This window comes from Micromonospora sp. 15K316, assembly GCF_004348525.1.
In the GTDB taxonomy this organism is placed as follows: domain Bacteria; phylum Actinomycetota; class Actinomycetes; order Mycobacteriales; family Micromonosporaceae; genus Micromonospora.
Genome location: NZ_SMKG01000014.1, coordinates 23320 through 39734 on the forward strand (window position 1 = coordinate 23320; position 16415 = coordinate 39734).

Genomic DNA, 16415 nt, shown 5'->3' on the forward strand with positions numbered 1-16415 from the left:
CCGGCCCGCCGACCCGCAAGCCACGCGGCCGGCACCTGGGATCGCCTCGCAGATGAAGGCATGACGAGCGCACCCCAGAGCGGGCGGCCGGAGCGCTACGTGCCGACGCTGGTCGGGCATGCGCGGCGAGGTCCGACGGCGTGAGACGCGGGGGCGTCACACCGGGGGGTCAACCTGTGGTCGGCCGGTTCCTGCGTGCCTGCCGGACGCCCAGCCACTCGCCGAGCCGACGGCGGACCCGACCGCGGCGATACCCGCCGTGCACCGCGCCGACCGGTGGTGGATCGAACAGCGATCCGCCGCCGGGTTCGGCTGTGACCGGCCTGGTCACGAACGTCGCGCTCCACCTTGCGACCAGCGACTCCGTGGCGCGCGGCGCCAGCCGAAGGGCGAACAGCGCCAGGTGCGAGGCCAACCCGGTTGTCACCTGCCTGCGCGGGCGTCTCGCACACGCGAGGATCGTGGCAGCGAGGCGCTCGGGTGCGTACGCGGGCGGGATGGCGCGTAGTTCGCGGCCCGAGTGGTTGGCGGCCCGCGCGAAGAACGGCGTGTCGACCGGCCCGGGTAACACCAGACAGACCCGTATCCGAGGATGACGGGCGACCTCCTGCTGAAGGTTCAGGGCCAGCCCTCTGATGGCGAACTTGCTCATGGAGTAGAGCGGGACCAGCGGATTCGGGAACACCGACAGCAACGACCCGACGAGCACGAGGATCCCGTCTCCCTGCGCCTGGAATGTAGCCATGGCGGTGCGGGCGCACAGCACGGTGCCGAACACGTTGGTGTCCACCAACCGGCGAATCTCGTCCACCGATTCGGAGCCCAGCGGCCCGGCAATGCCGACGGCAGCCCCTTCGATCCAGACGTCTATCCGCCCGAACCGCTGCACCGCCCGCCGAGCCAGCCGCTCGACGGCCGCGGGATCCGCGATGTCGGTCGGCACGACCAGGACCTGCCCGCCTCGTGCCCGGCAGTCGCGTTCCACCTCGGCAAGCGCTTGTTGGCTGCGTGAGGCGAGTACCAACCTGGCCCCTTCCGCGGCGAACGCCAGCGCGGTGGCCCGCCCGATTCCGCTCGACGCTCCCGTGATCAGCACCACGGCGTCACGGAAGGTTCGACGTCCGACCATCACACCTCCGGCGACGCAGCAGAGCGAGGTCACTCATCTACCCACGGCCGTGGCAATCACTCCAGGTCGTACGGCGCTGCGTGCCGAGCCGCGCGAAGCCGCCGGCCGAGCCGGGAGAACCCGTGAGCCGACCCCGGTGATGAGTTCTCGTACCCGCGCCCGTCACACCTAGGACGGGACACGACGAGACGGAAGGATGACGTGATGAGGGCGGACACGCGGCTGGAGGGGCCGGGCGTGAGCGGGCTGGGCGAGGTCGACGAGCCGGTGTTCTCGGGGCTGGCGGAGCGGCACCGGCGGGAGCTGCACGTGCACTGCTACCGGATGCTCGGGTCGTTCGAGGACGCCGAGGACACCGTGCAGGAGACGTTCCTCCGTGCCTGGCGGCGGCGGGAGACCTTCGAGGGAAGGTCGACGTTCCGGGCCTGGCTGTACCGGATCGCCACCAACGCCTGCCTGGACCTGCTCGCCAAGCGCCGCCCGGAGCCCGCGACCGGCGGCGAGGTGCGGTGGCTGCAGCCCTATCCGGATCGGCTGCTCGACGAGCCGCCCGCGGGCGACGCGGACGAGCCGGAGTCCGTCGCCGTCGCGCGGGAGACGATCGAGCTGGCGTACCTGGTCGCGGTCCAGCACCTCGCGCCGCGTCCGCGGGCCGTGCTGATCTTGCGGGACGTGCTCGGCTGGCCGGCGAAGGAGGTCGCGGAGCTCCTCGGGGACTCCGTCAACTCGGTGAACAGCGCGTTGCAGCGGGCCCGCGCCGGCATGCGGGAGCACCTGCCCGCCGAGCGGCAGGACTGGACCGGCGGCGAGGAGGACGCCGGGACCCGCGAGCTGGTACGCCGCTTCACCGACGCCAGCGTGGCCACGGACATCCCGGCGCTCGCCTCGATGTTGCGCGACGACGTCCGCTGCTCGATGCCGCCCACCCCGGGTCTGCACGTCGGTCGCGACGCGGTGGTGAACAACTGGGTCGACGACGGCTTCGAGGGCATGACGGGTCTGCGCGCCGTCCCCACCTGCGTGAACCGGCAGCCCGCCGTCGCCTTCTACCTCTGGCGCGAGCGGGAGGGCGCGTACCTGCCGCTGACGATCGACGTCCTGCGGATCACCGGCGGGGCGATCACCGAGATCGTCATATTCCACGACGACCAGTTCCCGCGGCTCGGGCTGCCCGAGCGGCTGCCGGCGGAGGGCACGGAGTAGTCCCGGTGTGGACGCTCACGCTGCGCGGTGGCGCGCGCGTCGCGGTGGTCGAGGCGCCATGGCGCGCCGCGTTCGCCGTCGTCACCCGCGGGCGGGTGCAGCTGGAGCTACGTGACGGCGAGCCGGGGCCGGTCCTCCGACGCGGAGCCGGGTTCTGGCTCCGCGGCACCGGCGTCCGCGCTCTGCGGAATCCGGGCCGCTGCACGGCACGGGTACGCATCGTCACCCCCAGATCCAGGACCGTCACCTGCCGGTCGACACGCCCCGTACGCCAGTTTCCGGAGGATGGAGCAACGGTATGAGCAGCATGAACGACAACGGGCTCGTCGCAGCCCCGGCAGCGGGCCGGACCAGCCATCCCCACCCACTCCGCAGGCTCGCCGGCACCGGCCTCGTCGCCACGCTCGCGGCGATGACGGCCACCACCCTCGCCGCCGCGCTCGCCCAGGCCGTTGGCGTCGACTTCGAGCTCCCCGACGGCGGCGAGGCGATCCCGTTGGCCGGGTTCGCCGTGGTCACCGTGTTCTTCTCGGCCGTGGGCATCGTCATCGCCGTCGCTCTTCGCCGCTGGAGCGCTCGGCCCGCTGAGCGGTTCCTGTGGACGACGCTGTCGCTGACCGCGCTCTCGTTGGTCCCGCCCCTCCTCTGCGGGGCGAACACCTCCACCACCACCGCGCTGCTCGGGCTACATCTCATCCCCGCGGCGGTGATGATCCCCACCCTGACGCGGAGTCTCCGCACACAGAGCGGTTGACGATCCCGCCGCTCTGCGCCATTCGGCAGCAGGTAACCACCGCTCCAGAGCAGGGGTCTCACTGCTGCACTCCAGGCAAAACCGGACGCCAGGGTCCAACACAGGCCCTTGGAAAGGCTGTTGGAGCGCGCCGGATGATCACGCGCACCAGCAAGCCAGGCCATCAAGCAGGATTCCTGACCTGCTAAGTAGCAAACCAGGCCATTCTGACCGAGCGTCCTGAGGACCAGGTGGCCCCGCTTGCGAGCGGCGCCGCGACCTCTTAGTCTGGACTATATCGTCCACTGATCCAGGTGACGGAACGACGAGACTTTCATCGGGCCGACCACCTGCCGCGAGGACGAAGCATGCAGGAGCCATCAGCCGCGGAACCGACTGCGGTAAGGCGTCGAGGCGCGACCGACATTGCGACGTAGTCGGCGAGATCGGCGTGACGGATCCGGCACCACCCAGACGGAACAACCGCGCACGCCAGCGCCCCATACGGCACGGAACGACGACTCAGCTTTTGCGAACGCCGAACCGCACAAGGAGCAAGAAATGAACGACACCACGCAGTACGCCGAAGATCTGGCGATCCTCGAACAGCTCAACCTCGACTACATCCACTCGGACGAGACCAGCGATGCCAAGCGCTTCAGTGAGTTCCTCGCCGAGGACTTCATCGTGCAGACGCCGGGTGTCACCCGCAACCGCGAGGAGTACCTCGAGTACATCGCCAAGCCCCGACCCATCAAGGACATCACTCTGCGCGACTTCAAGATCCGCATCCTCGGCGACGTCGCGCTGATCCACGGTCGCGTCACGTACACCATGATCGCCGACGGAGTGGAGCAGGAAGCGCTGTACACGGACGTGTACCAGAAGCGCGAGGGCACCTGGTTCTGCGTCTCCGCCTGCGCGATCGCCCCGGGCGCCTGACCCGCCACCATGTCTGACGTTCCGGCCCGGGCACGGTACGAACAGTTCGTCGAACTCCACCGTGGCCCCGACACGTTCATCATGCCCAACGCCTGGGACGGCCCGTCGGCCCTGATCTTCAAAGAGGCCGGATTCAAGTCCATCGCGACCTCTTCAGCGGCTTTCGCCGCGACACTGGGCCGGCTCGACGGTATCCACGCCATCAGCCGCGACACGCACCTCGACCATGCCGTCCTACTCACGTCCGTGAGCGGCCTGCCGATCAACGGCGACTTTGAGGACGGCTACGGCGAGACTCCCGACGATGTCGCGGCCACCGTCGACACCGCCATCGCCCGCGGTCTCGCCGGCATCGGAATCGAGGACACCACCGGTGACCCCGTCGACCCGATTCGTCACTTCGACGACGCGGTTCGCCGCATCGAGGCCGCCGCCGCGGCTGCGCGCGGACGAATCGTCTTGACCGGCCGTACGGACAACTTCCTCTGGGGGATTTCCGACCTCGATGACACCATCCGCCGGCTGACGGCCTTCGCGGAGGCAGGAGCTGATGTCCTGTACGCGCCGAACCTGCCGGACACGGCCTCGATCAGCGCAGTCATCGAGGCTGTCGCGCCCAAGCCGGTCAACGTCCTCGTCAGCCCCCAGGACACGGCTACCCTCGCGGAACTCCAGACGATCGGCGTCCGCCGAATCAGCCTCGGGGTCGACCCGTACACGCACGCTCTCGGAGCCACACAGGCGGCTGCGGCGAAGCTGGCGGCGGGAGACCTGACCGCTCTCGCATCAGAGCTTCACTTCGGCCACATCATCGACCTCATCAGGGCTTGACACCGCCACCAGCCGGGCAGCCGCGCACCGGTCCCACCCGGCTGGATCGGAACGTGAGTCGTCTTGACTGCCCGCGCTGACTCGCGCGGGACGTCCTCGGGTGCTTACCGAGCGGAGCCCTGCCAGGAGTGCGATGACTGAGGAGAACACATGACTGAACTCGATCAGGCGACGCCAGCACAGCACGCATCGCACGTGCGTGTGGTCACCGCATCGTCGTGCAGCGCAGCCGTCCCGATCGAGCCGGTAGCTGTCCGCGATGCCGTGGAGCCCGGTGGCAGGCGGGGCTGGGCGTCCGTCGGCGCGGTCGCACTCGGCGCGTTCGTCATCGTCATGACGGAGACGCTTCCGGTGGGGTTGCTGCCGCAGATCGCCGACGGACTGGATGTCTCGCTCGGCCTCGCAGGCCTGATGGTGCTCGTGCCGGGCTTCAGCGCCGCGGTGTCGGCGCCGCTGTTCTTCCTCGGTTCCGGCCGTTTCAACCGGCGCTCGGTCATCCTTGTCCTGGGCCTGACGGTGCTTGTGTCGAACGCGGTCGTCGCGGTGGCGCCGAACTTCGTCTTGGTGCTGATCGCCCGTATGCTCTTCGGCGCCACCCTCGGAGCCTTCTGGACCGTGGTCTCACCGGTCGGACCCAAGTTGGTGGGCCGGGCCGGCGGCACTCGCGCCATCACCATCATCGCGGCGGGCATCTCGGGTGGGACGGTGGTGGGGCTGCCCGCGGGACAGTTCCTCGGCAACCTCGTCGGCTGGCGTCTCGCTTTCACCATCGCCGCGGCGGCGACGCTGCTCGTCGTCGTTGCGCAGACGGTCGTGCTGCCGAGCATTCCCCCGGACGGGCGTACGCACCTGCGTGATCTCGTGGGAGTCGTGACGCGACCGGCCGCCCGGTTCGGGATGGCCGCGGGTGCGGTGGTGTTCATCGGACAGTTCACCGCCTGGACGTACATCACCCCGTTCCTGATGGACCACACACAACTGTCCAGCGGCGCGATCTCCCTGCTCTACGTCGTCTACGGCTGCGGTGGCATCGTCGGCTCGATCGTCGCCGGATCGCTGTTCCCGCGCGGAGTGATCGGCAGCTTCGCCGGAGCGGCGACCGTGGTCGCCGCATTACTCATCGGGCTGGCCTGCACGGGCTCCCTACCCTGGCTGGCCGGCCTGTTGCTCGTGCTGTGGGGCCTGTTCTGGGGAATCGTGAACCCGGGAACGCTGGTCTGGATACTCGACGCGGCCCCGGAAACCCCGGAGGCCGCGTCGGCGGTGAATGTGACGAACCTTCAGATCGCCCTGGCGGCAGGGTCTGGCCTCGGCGCGATCCTTGTCTCGTCGACGACCTTGCAGACGGTGTTCCTCGCGGCGGGTTTCATCGTCCTCACCTCCGCCGTACTCGCCGCGGTGGCGGCACGGTTCGTCGACCTCGCCCGGAGGCAGTGAGAAGACCGGAACGAGGCGAGGGGTGGCCGGGCACGTGGACGTGCCCACCCGCGACCTCCCCAGCGCCGGCATGGTTCAGCACAAGAGAGACGGTTCGATGCGACACGTGACCCCCGCGACCGACCTGGGCCGCCGGGACAGAACGCTCCGGCTTGCATTCCTATCCGCGGTGGTCTCACTGGTGGCCGTGTTCGCCGCCGTGGGCTCGACGATCCCTCTCTTCAACATCTACCGGGCCGAGGACGGGTTCACCAACGCCGGCATCTCCCTGACGGTCGTCGCCTACTCCGCCGCCACTCTCAGCACACTGCTGGTGCTGGGACGACTCTCCAACCATGTGGGCCGACGGCCCGCAGCGATCGCCAGCCTCGGCCTGCTCGTGCTGGGTTGTCTGCTGCTGTTGAACGTGCACCACATCGGCATCCTGATCGCCGGTCGGCTCCTGATGGGCCTCGGCGCCGGGCTGGCCAGCAGCAGCCTCACCGCCTACATCGTCGACGCCGCACCCGCCAGGCCGACCTGGCTGGCCTCCGTCGCTTCCAGTCAAACAGTCATGCTCGGTCTCGCCGTGGGCGCCATCACCTCCGGTGCCCTGGTCCAATTCGGTCCGTGGCCGCGTGACCTCATCTACCTGGTTGTCATCGGCCTGCTCCTGCTGTCCGCCGCACTCGTGGCGATCAGCCCGGAGACCGTGACTCCCTCGCCGGGCGGTTGGCGTTCACTGCGCCCAAGCGTTCGCGTACCGGTCCGCGTCCGGCGTCTGCTCCCCGTCGCGGCCGCGGTGTTCCTGGCCACCTGGGCAACCGGGGCGTTCTACCAGGCCTTCGTGCCCGCACTGGTCGAAGAGCAACTTCACACCAACAGCTCGCTCGTCATTGGACTGGTGTTCGCCGCATACATGGGCCCCAGCGCGCTGGGTGCCCCCCTTGGCGGCCGGTTCTCGCCGGCAGCTCAACGCGTCGGCATGATCGGCTTCCTGGCCGGGTGGGTCGGCATCATCACCGCGATCACCACCGGCGCACTGCCGTTGTTCATCGCCGCAACCATCGTTGCGGGCGCCGCTCAGGGCATCGCCATCAGCGCCGCCACGCGCGGCCTTCTGTACGGCAGCACGCTGCACGACCGGGCACCGATCTTCGCCGTCGTATATCTCCTCAGCTACAGCGGCGCGACCATTCCCAGCCTCATCGCCGCTCAACTCACCAGCGTCTTCTCGGTGCCGCACATCGCGTTCGGGTACGGTGCCCTCGCCGTCCTCGCCACCGCGTTCACCGCCATCGCCGCGCGCAACCCGCACACCGACACGACCAGCCGGCCCAATGACTGATCATGACGAAGCCTCACCGTCTTTCCTGGATACGCACCAGGGCGGCTGCCGCGGCGACGACCTTCGCCCGCATCGCTGGCCCTGCGGGGGCGACACTCCGGCGTATCGCGGTGGGACGTACCACGCCGTAGCACGGCGAGGGCCTGGTGCGGTAGGACCTGCCGCAGCATGGTCACGGTCGAGCGAGGACCGGCGTCGGGGGCGACCGCCTCGCTCGCCGACGAGCACCGCCAGCAGCCCACCCGGAACCTATGCAGGAGATGACGAGCAGTTCACTCCGACGTACGCCGATGTGCCGTCGAACGTCCAGTCACTCATGCCGCCGAGCGGCCGTCACGGTCCGTCCTGCCGTTCGGACGCTTTCGCGGCGGTGACGGCCGGGCTGGCGCCGAGGCCGGCGGCGACCTGAGCCGGGAGTGGGTAGACATGTTCGATGGGCAGGTGGGCTGCTGCCGCCGCCGCCTCGCCGCCGCGCAGAAGGTCATGGATGCGCTGCACGGTGGAGGTGATGTCGGTGACGGCAACCACCCAGTCATCGACGTATCGGTCGACGGCCTCGCCGGACAACCCGAGCTGCAGCGACCGGTACGGCAGCGCCTTCAACTGCAATGACCGTTCCGGATCCCACTGCACCCGTACCGGGCTGGCCTTCAGTTGCCGCGACCAGGTCGTCCTGTCGCCGTGCAGGTTCCGGTCGTAGTGACTCAGGCAGGCTCGTGTCAGCGCCCACTCGAATCCCTCCCGGCTGATGTCGATGGAGAGCACCCGCTCCTGCCCCGGCTTGGTCGCCCAGCCGCAGCGGTACATCATCCACAGGAAGGACGGCTTGATCCACGTCATCCGATCCCGCTTGAAGGGGGCCACGAAACGGCCGGCCGCCACCGCCGGCAGCGCGATCTGCGGCGAGTACGCCTGGTAGACGGTGATGGTGTCGGCCCGGTAGTGGGCACGGATCTGACGGGCGGGAACGGACACGGCCCGATCCTCACCGATCAGGACCCGAGCGTTCCACACAATTTCGCACCGACCCGGCGCCGGGCCGCATCCGCTTCCGCCGCAGACCGAGCGGTGGAGACTGCGGCTGGCTCGGCGGGCCGCCGGTCCACCGGCGCAGGCTGCGGCACGGCGCAGCGATAGCCTGCCGTCATGACGAGCGCCGAACTGGATGAGTTGATCGTCGCGGACGCCGAGGCGCTGCGCGCGTGGTTGTCGGCCAACCACGCCACATCGCCCGGAGTCTGGCTCGCCCTGACCAAGAAGGGTGGCTCGGTCACGACGCTGACCTGGCAGCAGGCGGTCGAGGAGGCGCTCTGTTTCGGCTGGATCGACGGGCAGGCCCGCAAGCGGGATCAGGAGACCTCCTGGATCCGGTTCACCCCTCGCCGGCCCCGCAGTTCCTGGTCACAACGCAACGTCGCCCACGTGGCCCGGCTGGAGGCGCAGGGGCGGATGCTGCCGCCAGGCCGCCTCGCGGTGGAAGCCGCGAAGGCCGACGGACGGTGGGCGGCCGCCTACGCCCCGCCGTCGGAGGCCGAGGTGCCGGCCGACCTGCTCGCCGCCATCGCCGCCGAACCCGCCGCCCAGGCCATGTTCGACGTACTCACCAAGACCAACCGGTTCGCTCTCATCTACCGCGTCAACGCCGTCAAGCGGGCGCAGACCCGCGAGCGGAAGATCAGCGAGTTCGTCGCCATGCTGGCCCGCCACGAGACCATCTACCCGCAGAAGGCCAAACCGTCGCACTCGCCGCAACCGCCACCTTCATGATCCTGTGCGGGCGTCTGCCGCGGCACATGAGGTGGCCGTACTGCGCCGTCGGCCACGAATCGGACACGGCACCGCCGGGTCGGGCTGATCGAGTTCGACTGCCGGTTCCTGGCTGACGAGGACCGTTTCGCGAATCGACCCGAAGGCGACGGGTCAGGCCACATCCCCACGCCGGCGTCGGCTCCCCATCCGGACGGAGTCGTCCACGCTGCCCCGCGAGCTGCTGCTCTCGCCAGCGCCTTTGCGCGTCGTGTTCGCCACGGAGCGCATTTTCCAACTCCTCGTTCAGCTGCGACGCCCTCGCCTGCGGTTCACCTGACGCGACCCGCCGCATCATCCTGGCGGCTCCACGCACGAGGCCGGCCCGGTGAGAGTCCGGACCGGCCTCGTGGCGGGGTGGATTTGGGTTACGGCGCGGTGACGCCGTCGAGGATGCCCACCGCGTCGGTGCCCGGGGTGACGACGACCTTGCGGGTGAGGGTGTACGAGCCACCCGCCGGCACCTCGACGTTGAACCGGCTCATCACCCAGTTGCCCGCGGCGTAGACATCGAAGGCGGTGGCCGGCGTGCCGTAGACGAGCCCGAAGACCTGCGGGTCGGTCCCGGTCATGCCGATGTACGGCTTGGTCGGGGCGTACGCCGCTGTCGCACCCGGCGGCACGATGCCGGCGCCCGGGATGACGCTGGCCTGGCCGGCCGCGTCGTGGTCCATCGCGTCACCGGTCCACACGCTCAGTGGCGCCGAGCCGGAGTTGCTCAACTGCGTCGAGACCGTGGCGAAGTCGTCGCCCGGCTTCAGCGTGTACGTCGTCGTGGCCGTCAGGCCCGTGAAGCCCTTGACCGGCCCGGACACCCGCACGACGGCCTTGTCGCCGGTGGCCTGGACGATCTGGACGTCGGTGGCCGCCACGGAACGGATGTCCCACGCGCTGGTGCCGGTCGGCTGGGTCGCCGAGACGTACGGCAGGTTGATCCAGTCGAACTGGTCGGCCATGCCGCGGACGGCGACGTCGACCGGCTTGCCGCGGGTGCCACCGGAGAGCTGCGAGTCGTTGTAGGCGTCGGCGATCGCCATCGAGAGCTTGTCGTTCTCGAGCATGACGTCGCCGGAGCCCGCCTCGACCAGCCCCGATTCGATCTGCTTGCCGTAGCTCGCCTCGACCGTGACCGGGCGCAGCGCGACGTCGGCGACGCCGCTGCCCGCCGCCGGCACGGTTACCGCGCCGATGCCCGTCAGGTAGCCCGACTTGGCCACCCGGACGTCGTACCGGCCGGTCGGCGCCTTGACGAGGTACTTGCCCCGGGCGTCGGTGCTCGTGCTCGCGACCACCGTGCCGGCCTGTTCGAGGGTGACCCGGGCACCGGAGACGGCGGTGCCGCCCGCGGTGATCGTGCCCGCCGCACGGGCGGCGTCCGGGACGGCCGCGTCGTGCAGGTCGATCTCGTCGGCCCACTTCGCGATGTTGCCCGTGGGGTCGCCGCCGGCGGTCGCGTAGTCGGTCAGGTGGTAGAAGCTGAACTGCTTGGTGGCGCCGGGCGCCATCGTGGCGTCGTAGTAGAGACCCTCGACGTAGCCGTACGCGCCGACCGCGGCCGGGGTGTCCAGCGCCCACGCGAGACCGTGGGCCGCCTGGCCGTTCGTGGTGGCCGCGTCGGCGCCGACGTAGACGTAGTTCCCGGTCCAGCCCGAGGTCTTCATTCCCGGGTTGGTGCCGCTGAACCCGGGGATCCGGCCGTTGTCGACCGAGCTGTCCGGGTCGATCATGTAGTTGAAGTAGCCCTGGTAGCCCGTCGTGCCGGTGTTGGTCAGCTTGACCGTCATCTTCACGATCGGCGCGTCGGGCAGGGTCTCGTAGCGGACCTGCGCCTTGATGGCCGGGTCCGCCCGGTACTGGCCGTTGCCGACCACGGCAGCGCCGTCCACCGCGAGGTCGGGCAGGTCGAGCTGGTCGTTGGGCCGCTCCCACGAGTCGGGCGGGGTGAGGCTCGGACGCAGCAGCATCTCGCCCCAGTCGAGGGTTTCGGCGCCGTTGGCGTCGTTGAGCATGAGGTCCGACAGCGCGCCCTGGCCCAGACCGCCGACGCCGTTGTTGCCGCCGGCGTACGGCGTCACGGACGCGCGGATCTTGTCGTTGGCCAGGTAGTAGTACTCGGTGCCGGTGACGACGTCGGTGCGGGTGCTGCCGTTGCCGTAGTCCGGGGCGTACGTCGACGTGCCGGCGACCGGGTGGGTCACCTTGATCAACTTCAGGTTGGCCGTCACGTTTCCGCTGGTGCCGACCGTGACGCCGGCCGCCGAGCGCTCGTCGGCGATCAGTCCGCGCTTGGCCGCCGTGATGGTCCAGGCCGACGCCGGGAGGCCGATTCGGTAGTGGCCGCGGGCGTCGGTGCTGGTCACCGCGGTCTCCTGACCGGCGGCGACGGCGGTGACCTTCGCGCCGGCGATCGGAGCGCCCGTTTGCGGGTCGCTGACCGTGCCGGTCACGGTCGCCCAGCGCTTCGCGGACTCGCCGCCCGGCACGTAGGCGTAGAGGTTGCCGTCCCAGGCGCCCGCGACGACGGTGTTGCCGCTGACGGCCGGGCCGGCTCCCACCCAGGTGCCGATCTCGTGGCTCCACAGGATCTGGCCGGTGTCGGTGGCCAGGGCGTAGAACCGGCCGTTGTTGGCGCCGACGAAGAGCGTGCCGCCGGCCACGACCGGGCTGGACATGACGCCACCGTGGTAGATGTCGCCGGGCAGCGCCCGCTCCCACAGCACGTTGCCGGTCTGGGCGTCGAGGGCGACGACGGCGCCGCTCGGAAAGCCCATGTAGACGACGCCGTTCTTGACGGCCGCGGCGCTCGGGGTCGAGCCACTCGAGACGAGCGAGGAGCGAGGACTGCGGTAGGTCCACAGCGTCGCGCCGGTCTCGGCGTCACGGGCGGCGATGCCGTTGTTGGCGCCGATGAAGACCTTCCCCTCGGCCGCGGTCGGTACGCCGTCCTGCCAGCTGCCGAGCGACTCGGTCCCGGTCCACTTGCGGGCGCCGGTGGCCAGGTCGTAGGCGAGTACCCGGTCGGCGGTCTGGTTGCCGACGAACACGGTGCCGTCCAGGACCGCGGGCGTGCCGTCGCTCATCTGGTTGCCGGACATCGGGGAGGCCCAGATCTCCCGCCCGGTGCGGGTGTCGAGCGCCTTCAGGACGCCCTGGCTGCCGATGCCGAAGCGGGTCTGGTACGGCCAGAGCACCGTGTGGCCGGAGACGGCCGGCGAGTAGTAGCCGTAGGTGCGCTGGTTGTTCGGGGCCGGCGCCTGCTCGGGCACGGCCTTCCAGCGCAGCTTGCCGGTCCTCGCGTCGACGGCGTAGAGCTCCGAGCCGAGGGTCGGCGCGAAGATCAGCCCGTCACCGTAGGCGAGGCTGCCGTGGATCGACTGCGGCACCCGGAAGTTCCACAGCTCCTTGCCGTCCTTCAGCCCGACGGCGTGGATCCGGCTGTTGCCGTCGCCGTTCTCGTCGCGGGTGCCCGCGTAGACGACGCCGTCGTGGATGACCGGCGACCCGGTGAGGAAGGTGCCCTCGGTGCGGAAGCTCCAGGCCAGGCGGCGGCCGGCCTCCTGCGCCGGCGCGACACCGGAGTGGGCCTCGTCGCCGTGGTGCTGGTTCCAGTCACCGCCGGCGACCGGCTTGAGCGCCGGCTCGCCGGTGAACGTGAAGTCCGCCGACCGGGTCCAGGTCTTACCCGCCGCGTCGACCACCTTCACCTCGATGTGGTGCTTGCCGACCCGCTGCCGGCTGTTGGGCAGGTTGCTCTGCCAGGTGAACTCCCCGCTGTGGTGCAGCGGCATCCAGTTCTTGCCACCGTCGATCCGGTAACGCGCGGACACGACCTCGTCACCGGTGTCGTAGGCGTTGATCTGGATGCCCGGGAACTTCGCGGCCGGCACCTTCGCACCGGGCGCGGGGCTGACGATGGTGAGGTGCTCGTTCTCGCCGTACATCCGGAACGGGTTGTCGAAGCCCGGACCCGCCATGTGGATGTAGCGGAAACCACGCGGTGCGTTGTCGATCGTGTAGGAGCTCGACACGGTCTGGATGTGCTTGGCGGTCGAGGCGAACGCCGAGTTGTTCTCGACGTGGTTGGAGTGCTCGTGGCCGACCAGGATCAGTTGGGCCTTGTAGCGCTCCAGCACGTCACCGAAGGCGTCGTACGTCGACGGCGAGCCGAACGGGACGTTCATCGGCTGGTGGGTGAGGACGACGACCTCGATGTCGTTCTTCGGGTTGTGGTCGAGCGGAACGTTCGCGGCGAGGTCGTCCTTGAGCCACTCCAGTTCCTCGTCGAACGGCGCCGAGCCGTTGTTCTCGAGCACCACGAAGTGCCGGTTGCCGTAGTTGAACGAGTACCACTCCGGACCGACGTTCTTGCGGTAGTTGTCGATCTTGTCGGCGTACTCCGAGCCGCTCGCGTACTCGTGGTTGCCGACGGCCGGCCACACACCGACCGCCGACTGCTGGGTGCCGCGGCGGTACGTGTCGAACTGCCCCTGGCTGGCGTCGTTGGTGAGATCGCCGCTGACCGCGATGAAGCGCAGGTCGGTGCCCGTGGAGTTGATCTCGCGAATCTGGTCGGGCAGCTGCGCGTTGACGTGCGGGTCGGCGATGTTGGCCCAGGAGAAGGTGTCGCCGTCGGAGAGGCGGTCACGGACGAGCGCGAAGTCGGCGGTCGGCGTGGCGTCGTCGGCGAGCTGGCCGAGGTTGGCCCAGAACCTCGGCTCCTTGTACTCGTCCAGACCGAACCGGTAGCCCCGCGGCTGGCCGGCCCACACGATGTCCGTCTTGCGACGGTCGGTGGAGATTGTCAGGGAGTAGGAGCCGTCGGCGGCGGTCGTGGTGGTGACTACGCCGTCGGAGACGCGGACGCCGGCCAGACCGGCCTCGCCGTCGTTGCGAGCGCCGTCGCCGTTGGCGTCGACGTACACGACGCCACTGACGGTGGCCTCCGGCGGGTCGATGGCGTACGCCGCGTACGACGCGAGCGGACCCGCCACGACGCTGGCGGCGAGCGCCAGCGTGGTGGTGTACAGGACGACGCGCAGGCGCGCGCGCGTCCAGGTGAACGCGGACATCGGGATCCTTCGGGATGGGGGTTGGGAGACGGTTGTCAGGTCAGGAGCGGCGAGCGTTCGACGAACCAGACCAGACCGGCACCGGCGACGGCGACGGTCGCCGTGACGGTGCCGAGCGTGAGGGCGCGAGCGGCGACCGGCGTGGTCACGGCCCTGCGCAGGAGCAGCAGCATCGGAAAAACGAGGGCGATGATCGCCAGCTGGACGAGTTCGATGCCGACGTTGAAGGCGACCAGGTCGGCCAGCGTCGGAACCGACAGTGGCCCGTCGACGCTGAGCGCGCCCGCGAAGCCGAGCCCGTGCAGCAGCCCGAACCCGAACACCACGGGCAGCCGGTGACTCGTCCTCGGCGAGAGCAGGCTGTCGAGGGCCACGAACGCGATCGACAACGCGATGAGCGGCTCGACGATCCACCCGGGCAGGCTGACCCAGCCGACCGCGGCCAGCACCAACGTCACCGAGTGCGCGATCGTGAACGCCGTGGCGACCTCGACGACGTCGCGCAGCCGCTTCGCCCCGAGCAGGAGCGCCAGCAGGAACAGCACGTGATCGAGCCCGAAGAGCAGGTGCTCTCCCCCGAGACGGACGAACCGCGGGATGTCGTTGAGCAGACTCGTCTGCCCCACCGTGACGCTGGTACGGGTGGAGTCGAGCAGCCACGAACCGCGGTGACCGTCGATGTCATAGGCCACCAACGTGGTCGTGTCGTCGATGACGCCGTCGGTGGCGCGGAAGATGTCGCTGCGAACGGTGAGCGCGCCGGACGCCGGGCAGCCGTAGGCGAGCCCGACCTGAACCCTGCCGGAGTCGGCGAGTTCGACGCGGGCGTCGTCGTCGGCGGTACATCCGATCGAGCTGCGGCTCAACTTCAGCCGCTCGCCGACGTACGCCGCCACCCCGCTCGTGTGCGCGTCCAGCGACCTGCGCCGCACCTCGGTCGGCACCTCGGCGGCCGCACCGTCCACACCGACCGCGTCCGGGCCCAGGACACCGTCGAGATTCAGCAGCCGGGCGAGGACGTCGTACTCCACGTCGACGGCGGCCACGACGCTGTCGCCCTGGCTGCGCAGGTCGACGGCGACCTCGGTCACGTGGACGTGCGCCTGCGCGGGAGCGGCGACGCCGAGCGTGGCGACGAGGGCAGCGATGATCGCCAGTAAACGCACAGGCATGCACTTTGCTGTGCTCACTCCACACTGGGCAACAGAAGACGGCCCAGTTCACCGAACCTTCCGCTGCGCGTCACCGCCGGGCGGGCAGCCGGATCTCCGCCGTCAGGAGAGTGCCAGGCGCATCCACGGCGTTGTGACACATCGCCCACAGCCGGAGGCCAGCGAATCCGGCAGCCGATACCTACAGTCGGGTCATGAGCACCGGCAATCCCGTGCGGGCCGTCTACCCCGGCAGCTTCGATCCCTTCACTCCCGGGCATCTCGACGTGGTGAACCGGGCGCGTGGCCTCTTCGACGAAGTAGTCGTGCTCGTCGCGGTCAACAGCTCCAAGCAACCGGGCACCGACGAAGAGGAGCGGGCGGCTGCGGTCCGGGCCATCCTGCCGGTCGAGTGGACCTCCGTCACCGTTGCGGCCTGGAGCGGGCTGACCTCCGCCTACTGCCGTAGCCATGACGTAGGTGTGATCGTCCGCGGTGTGCGTAACACCACCGATCTTCACACCGAGCACCAGCTCGCCGCGATGAACCAGTCGCTGGGCGTTCCCACCGTATTCCTGCCTACGCAGCCCGAACTGGCCGCGGTGTCTTCCACCGCGGTGCGCACGTCGGGGAAGTGGCTTTCGCCCATGCGGCCGTAGGCTGCCGGGCATTGACGGGCCCCCTTCGCCAGGGGAGGACGGCGTTGGGACACGAGAGCCGGGGTGCCGCACGCTCTGTCGCGGGACGGAACCGGTCGGTGCTGACACCAGGCGCCGGGAGACCGAGC

12 protein-coding genes are annotated in these 16415 nt (G+C 69.7%); 8 read left to right on the top strand and 4 right to left on the bottom strand.

Annotated elements, in window-relative coordinates; translation table 11 throughout:
* Positions 1–169 precede the first annotated feature (169 nt).
* A complete protein-coding gene (locus tag E1211_RS05750; protein ID WP_243709361.1) occupies positions 170–1099 on the bottom strand; it encodes an SDR family oxidoreductase in 930 nt (309 codons plus the stop codon).
* A gap of 231 nt (positions 1100–1330) precedes the next feature.
* Here E1211_RS05750 and E1211_RS05755 point away from each other — a divergent pair, with 231 nt between their 5' ends.
* The 6 genes from E1211_RS05755 (at position 1331) to E1211_RS05780 (ending at position 7602) form a co-directional block, all read left to right on the top strand.
* The gene (locus tag E1211_RS05755) at positions 1331–2332 is read left to right on the top strand and encodes an RNA polymerase subunit sigma-70 (protein ID WP_371686128.1); all 1002 of its coding nucleotides are present in this window, start codon (positions 1331–1333) and stop codon (positions 2330–2332) included.
* 298 nt (positions 2333–2630) lie between these two features.
* On the top strand, positions 2631–3086 hold the full coding sequence (locus E1211_RS33255; RefSeq protein WP_243709362.1) for a DUF6069 family protein: 456 nt from the start codon (positions 2631–2633) through the stop codon (positions 3084–3086).
* Positions 3087–3626: 540 nt separating this feature from the next.
* On the top strand, positions 3627–4007 hold the full coding sequence (locus E1211_RS05765; protein WP_132346144.1) for a nuclear transport factor 2 family protein: 381 nt from the start codon (positions 3627–3629) through the stop codon (positions 4005–4007).
* 9 nt (positions 4008–4016) lie between these two features.
* Positions 4017–4838, top strand: coding sequence for an isocitrate lyase/phosphoenolpyruvate mutase family protein (locus E1211_RS05770; RefSeq protein ID WP_132346146.1), 822 nt, complete (start codon positions 4017–4019; stop codon positions 4836–4838).
* A 150-nt stretch (positions 4839–4988) separates the two neighbouring features.
* The gene (locus E1211_RS05775) at positions 4989–6275 is read left to right on the top strand and encodes an MFS transporter (RefSeq protein WP_132346148.1); all 1287 of its coding nucleotides are present in this window, start codon (positions 4989–4991) and stop codon (positions 6273–6275) included.
* Positions 6276–6309: 34 nt separating this feature from the next.
* Positions 6310–7602: an MFS transporter gene (locus tag E1211_RS05780; RefSeq protein ID WP_243709363.1), complete on the top strand. Its 1293-nt coding sequence runs from the start codon at positions 6310–6312 to the stop codon at positions 7600–7602.
* A gap of 333 nt (positions 7603–7935) precedes the next feature.
* Here E1211_RS05780 and E1211_RS05785 read toward each other — a convergent pair whose 3' ends face one another.
* Positions 7936–8577, bottom strand: a complete 642-nt coding sequence (locus E1211_RS05785) for a DUF4291 domain-containing protein (protein WP_132346150.1) — start codon at positions 8575–8577, stop codon at positions 7936–7938.
* 171 nt (positions 8578–8748) lie between these two features.
* Here E1211_RS05785 and E1211_RS05790 point away from each other — a divergent pair, with 171 nt between their 5' ends.
* Complete coding sequence (locus E1211_RS05790; RefSeq protein WP_132346152.1) at positions 8749–9369, top strand: YdeI family protein; 621 nt, start codon at positions 8749–8751, stop codon at positions 9367–9369.
* A gap of 407 nt (positions 9370–9776) precedes the next feature.
* On the opposite strand, the gene E1211_RS05795 is transcribed toward E1211_RS05790, so the two are convergent.
* Positions 9777–14477, bottom strand: coding sequence for a PQQ-binding-like beta-propeller repeat protein (locus tag E1211_RS05795; protein WP_132346154.1), 4701 nt, complete (start codon positions 14475–14477; stop codon positions 9777–9779).
* 35 nt (positions 14478–14512) lie between these two features.
* Complete coding sequence (locus E1211_RS05800; protein WP_132346156.1) at positions 14513–15649, bottom strand: HupE/UreJ family protein; 1137 nt, start codon at positions 15647–15649, stop codon at positions 14513–14515.
* Positions 15650–15843: 194 nt separating this feature from the next.
* On the opposite strand from E1211_RS05800, the gene coaD reads away from it, so the two are divergent.
* Positions 15844–16287 (top strand): pantetheine-phosphate adenylyltransferase, encoded by a 444-nt coding sequence (gene coaD, locus E1211_RS05805; RefSeq protein WP_132346158.1) that lies wholly within the window; start codon positions 15844–15846, stop codon positions 16285–16287.
* The last annotated feature ends 128 nt before the right edge of the window (positions 16288–16415 follow it).

What these genes read in the sequence shown, in the direction of transcription:
- E1211_RS33255 (WP_243709362.1), top strand. Translation starts at nt 2,631, where the DNA reads ATGAGCAGCATGAACGACAACGGGCTCGTCGCAGCCCCGGCAGCGGGC.
- E1211_RS05765 (WP_132346144.1), top strand. Translation starts at nt 3,627, where the DNA reads ATGAACGACACCACGCAGTACGCCGAAGATCTGGCGATCCTCGAACAG.
- E1211_RS05770 (WP_132346146.1), top strand. Translation starts at nt 4,017, where the DNA reads ATGTCTGACGTTCCGGCCCGGGCACGGTACGAACAGTTCGTCGAACTC.
- E1211_RS05775 (WP_132346148.1), top strand. Translation starts at nt 4,989, where the DNA reads ATGACTGAACTCGATCAGGCGACGCCAGCACAGCACGCATCGCACGTG.
- E1211_RS05790 (WP_132346152.1), top strand. Translation starts at nt 8,749, where the DNA reads ATGACGAGCGCCGAACTGGATGAGTTGATCGTCGCGGACGCCGAGGCG.
- E1211_RS05795 (WP_132346154.1), bottom strand. Translation starts at nt 14,477, where the DNA reads ATGTCCGCGTTCACCTGGACGCGCGCGCGCCTGCGCGTCGTCCTGTAC.
- E1211_RS05800 (WP_132346156.1), bottom strand. Translation starts at nt 15,649, where the DNA reads ATGCCTGTGCGTTTACTGGCGATCATCGCTGCCCTCGTCGCCACGCTC.
- coaD (WP_132346158.1), top strand. Translation starts at nt 15,844, where the DNA reads ATGAGCACCGGCAATCCCGTGCGGGCCGTCTACCCCGGCAGCTTCGAT.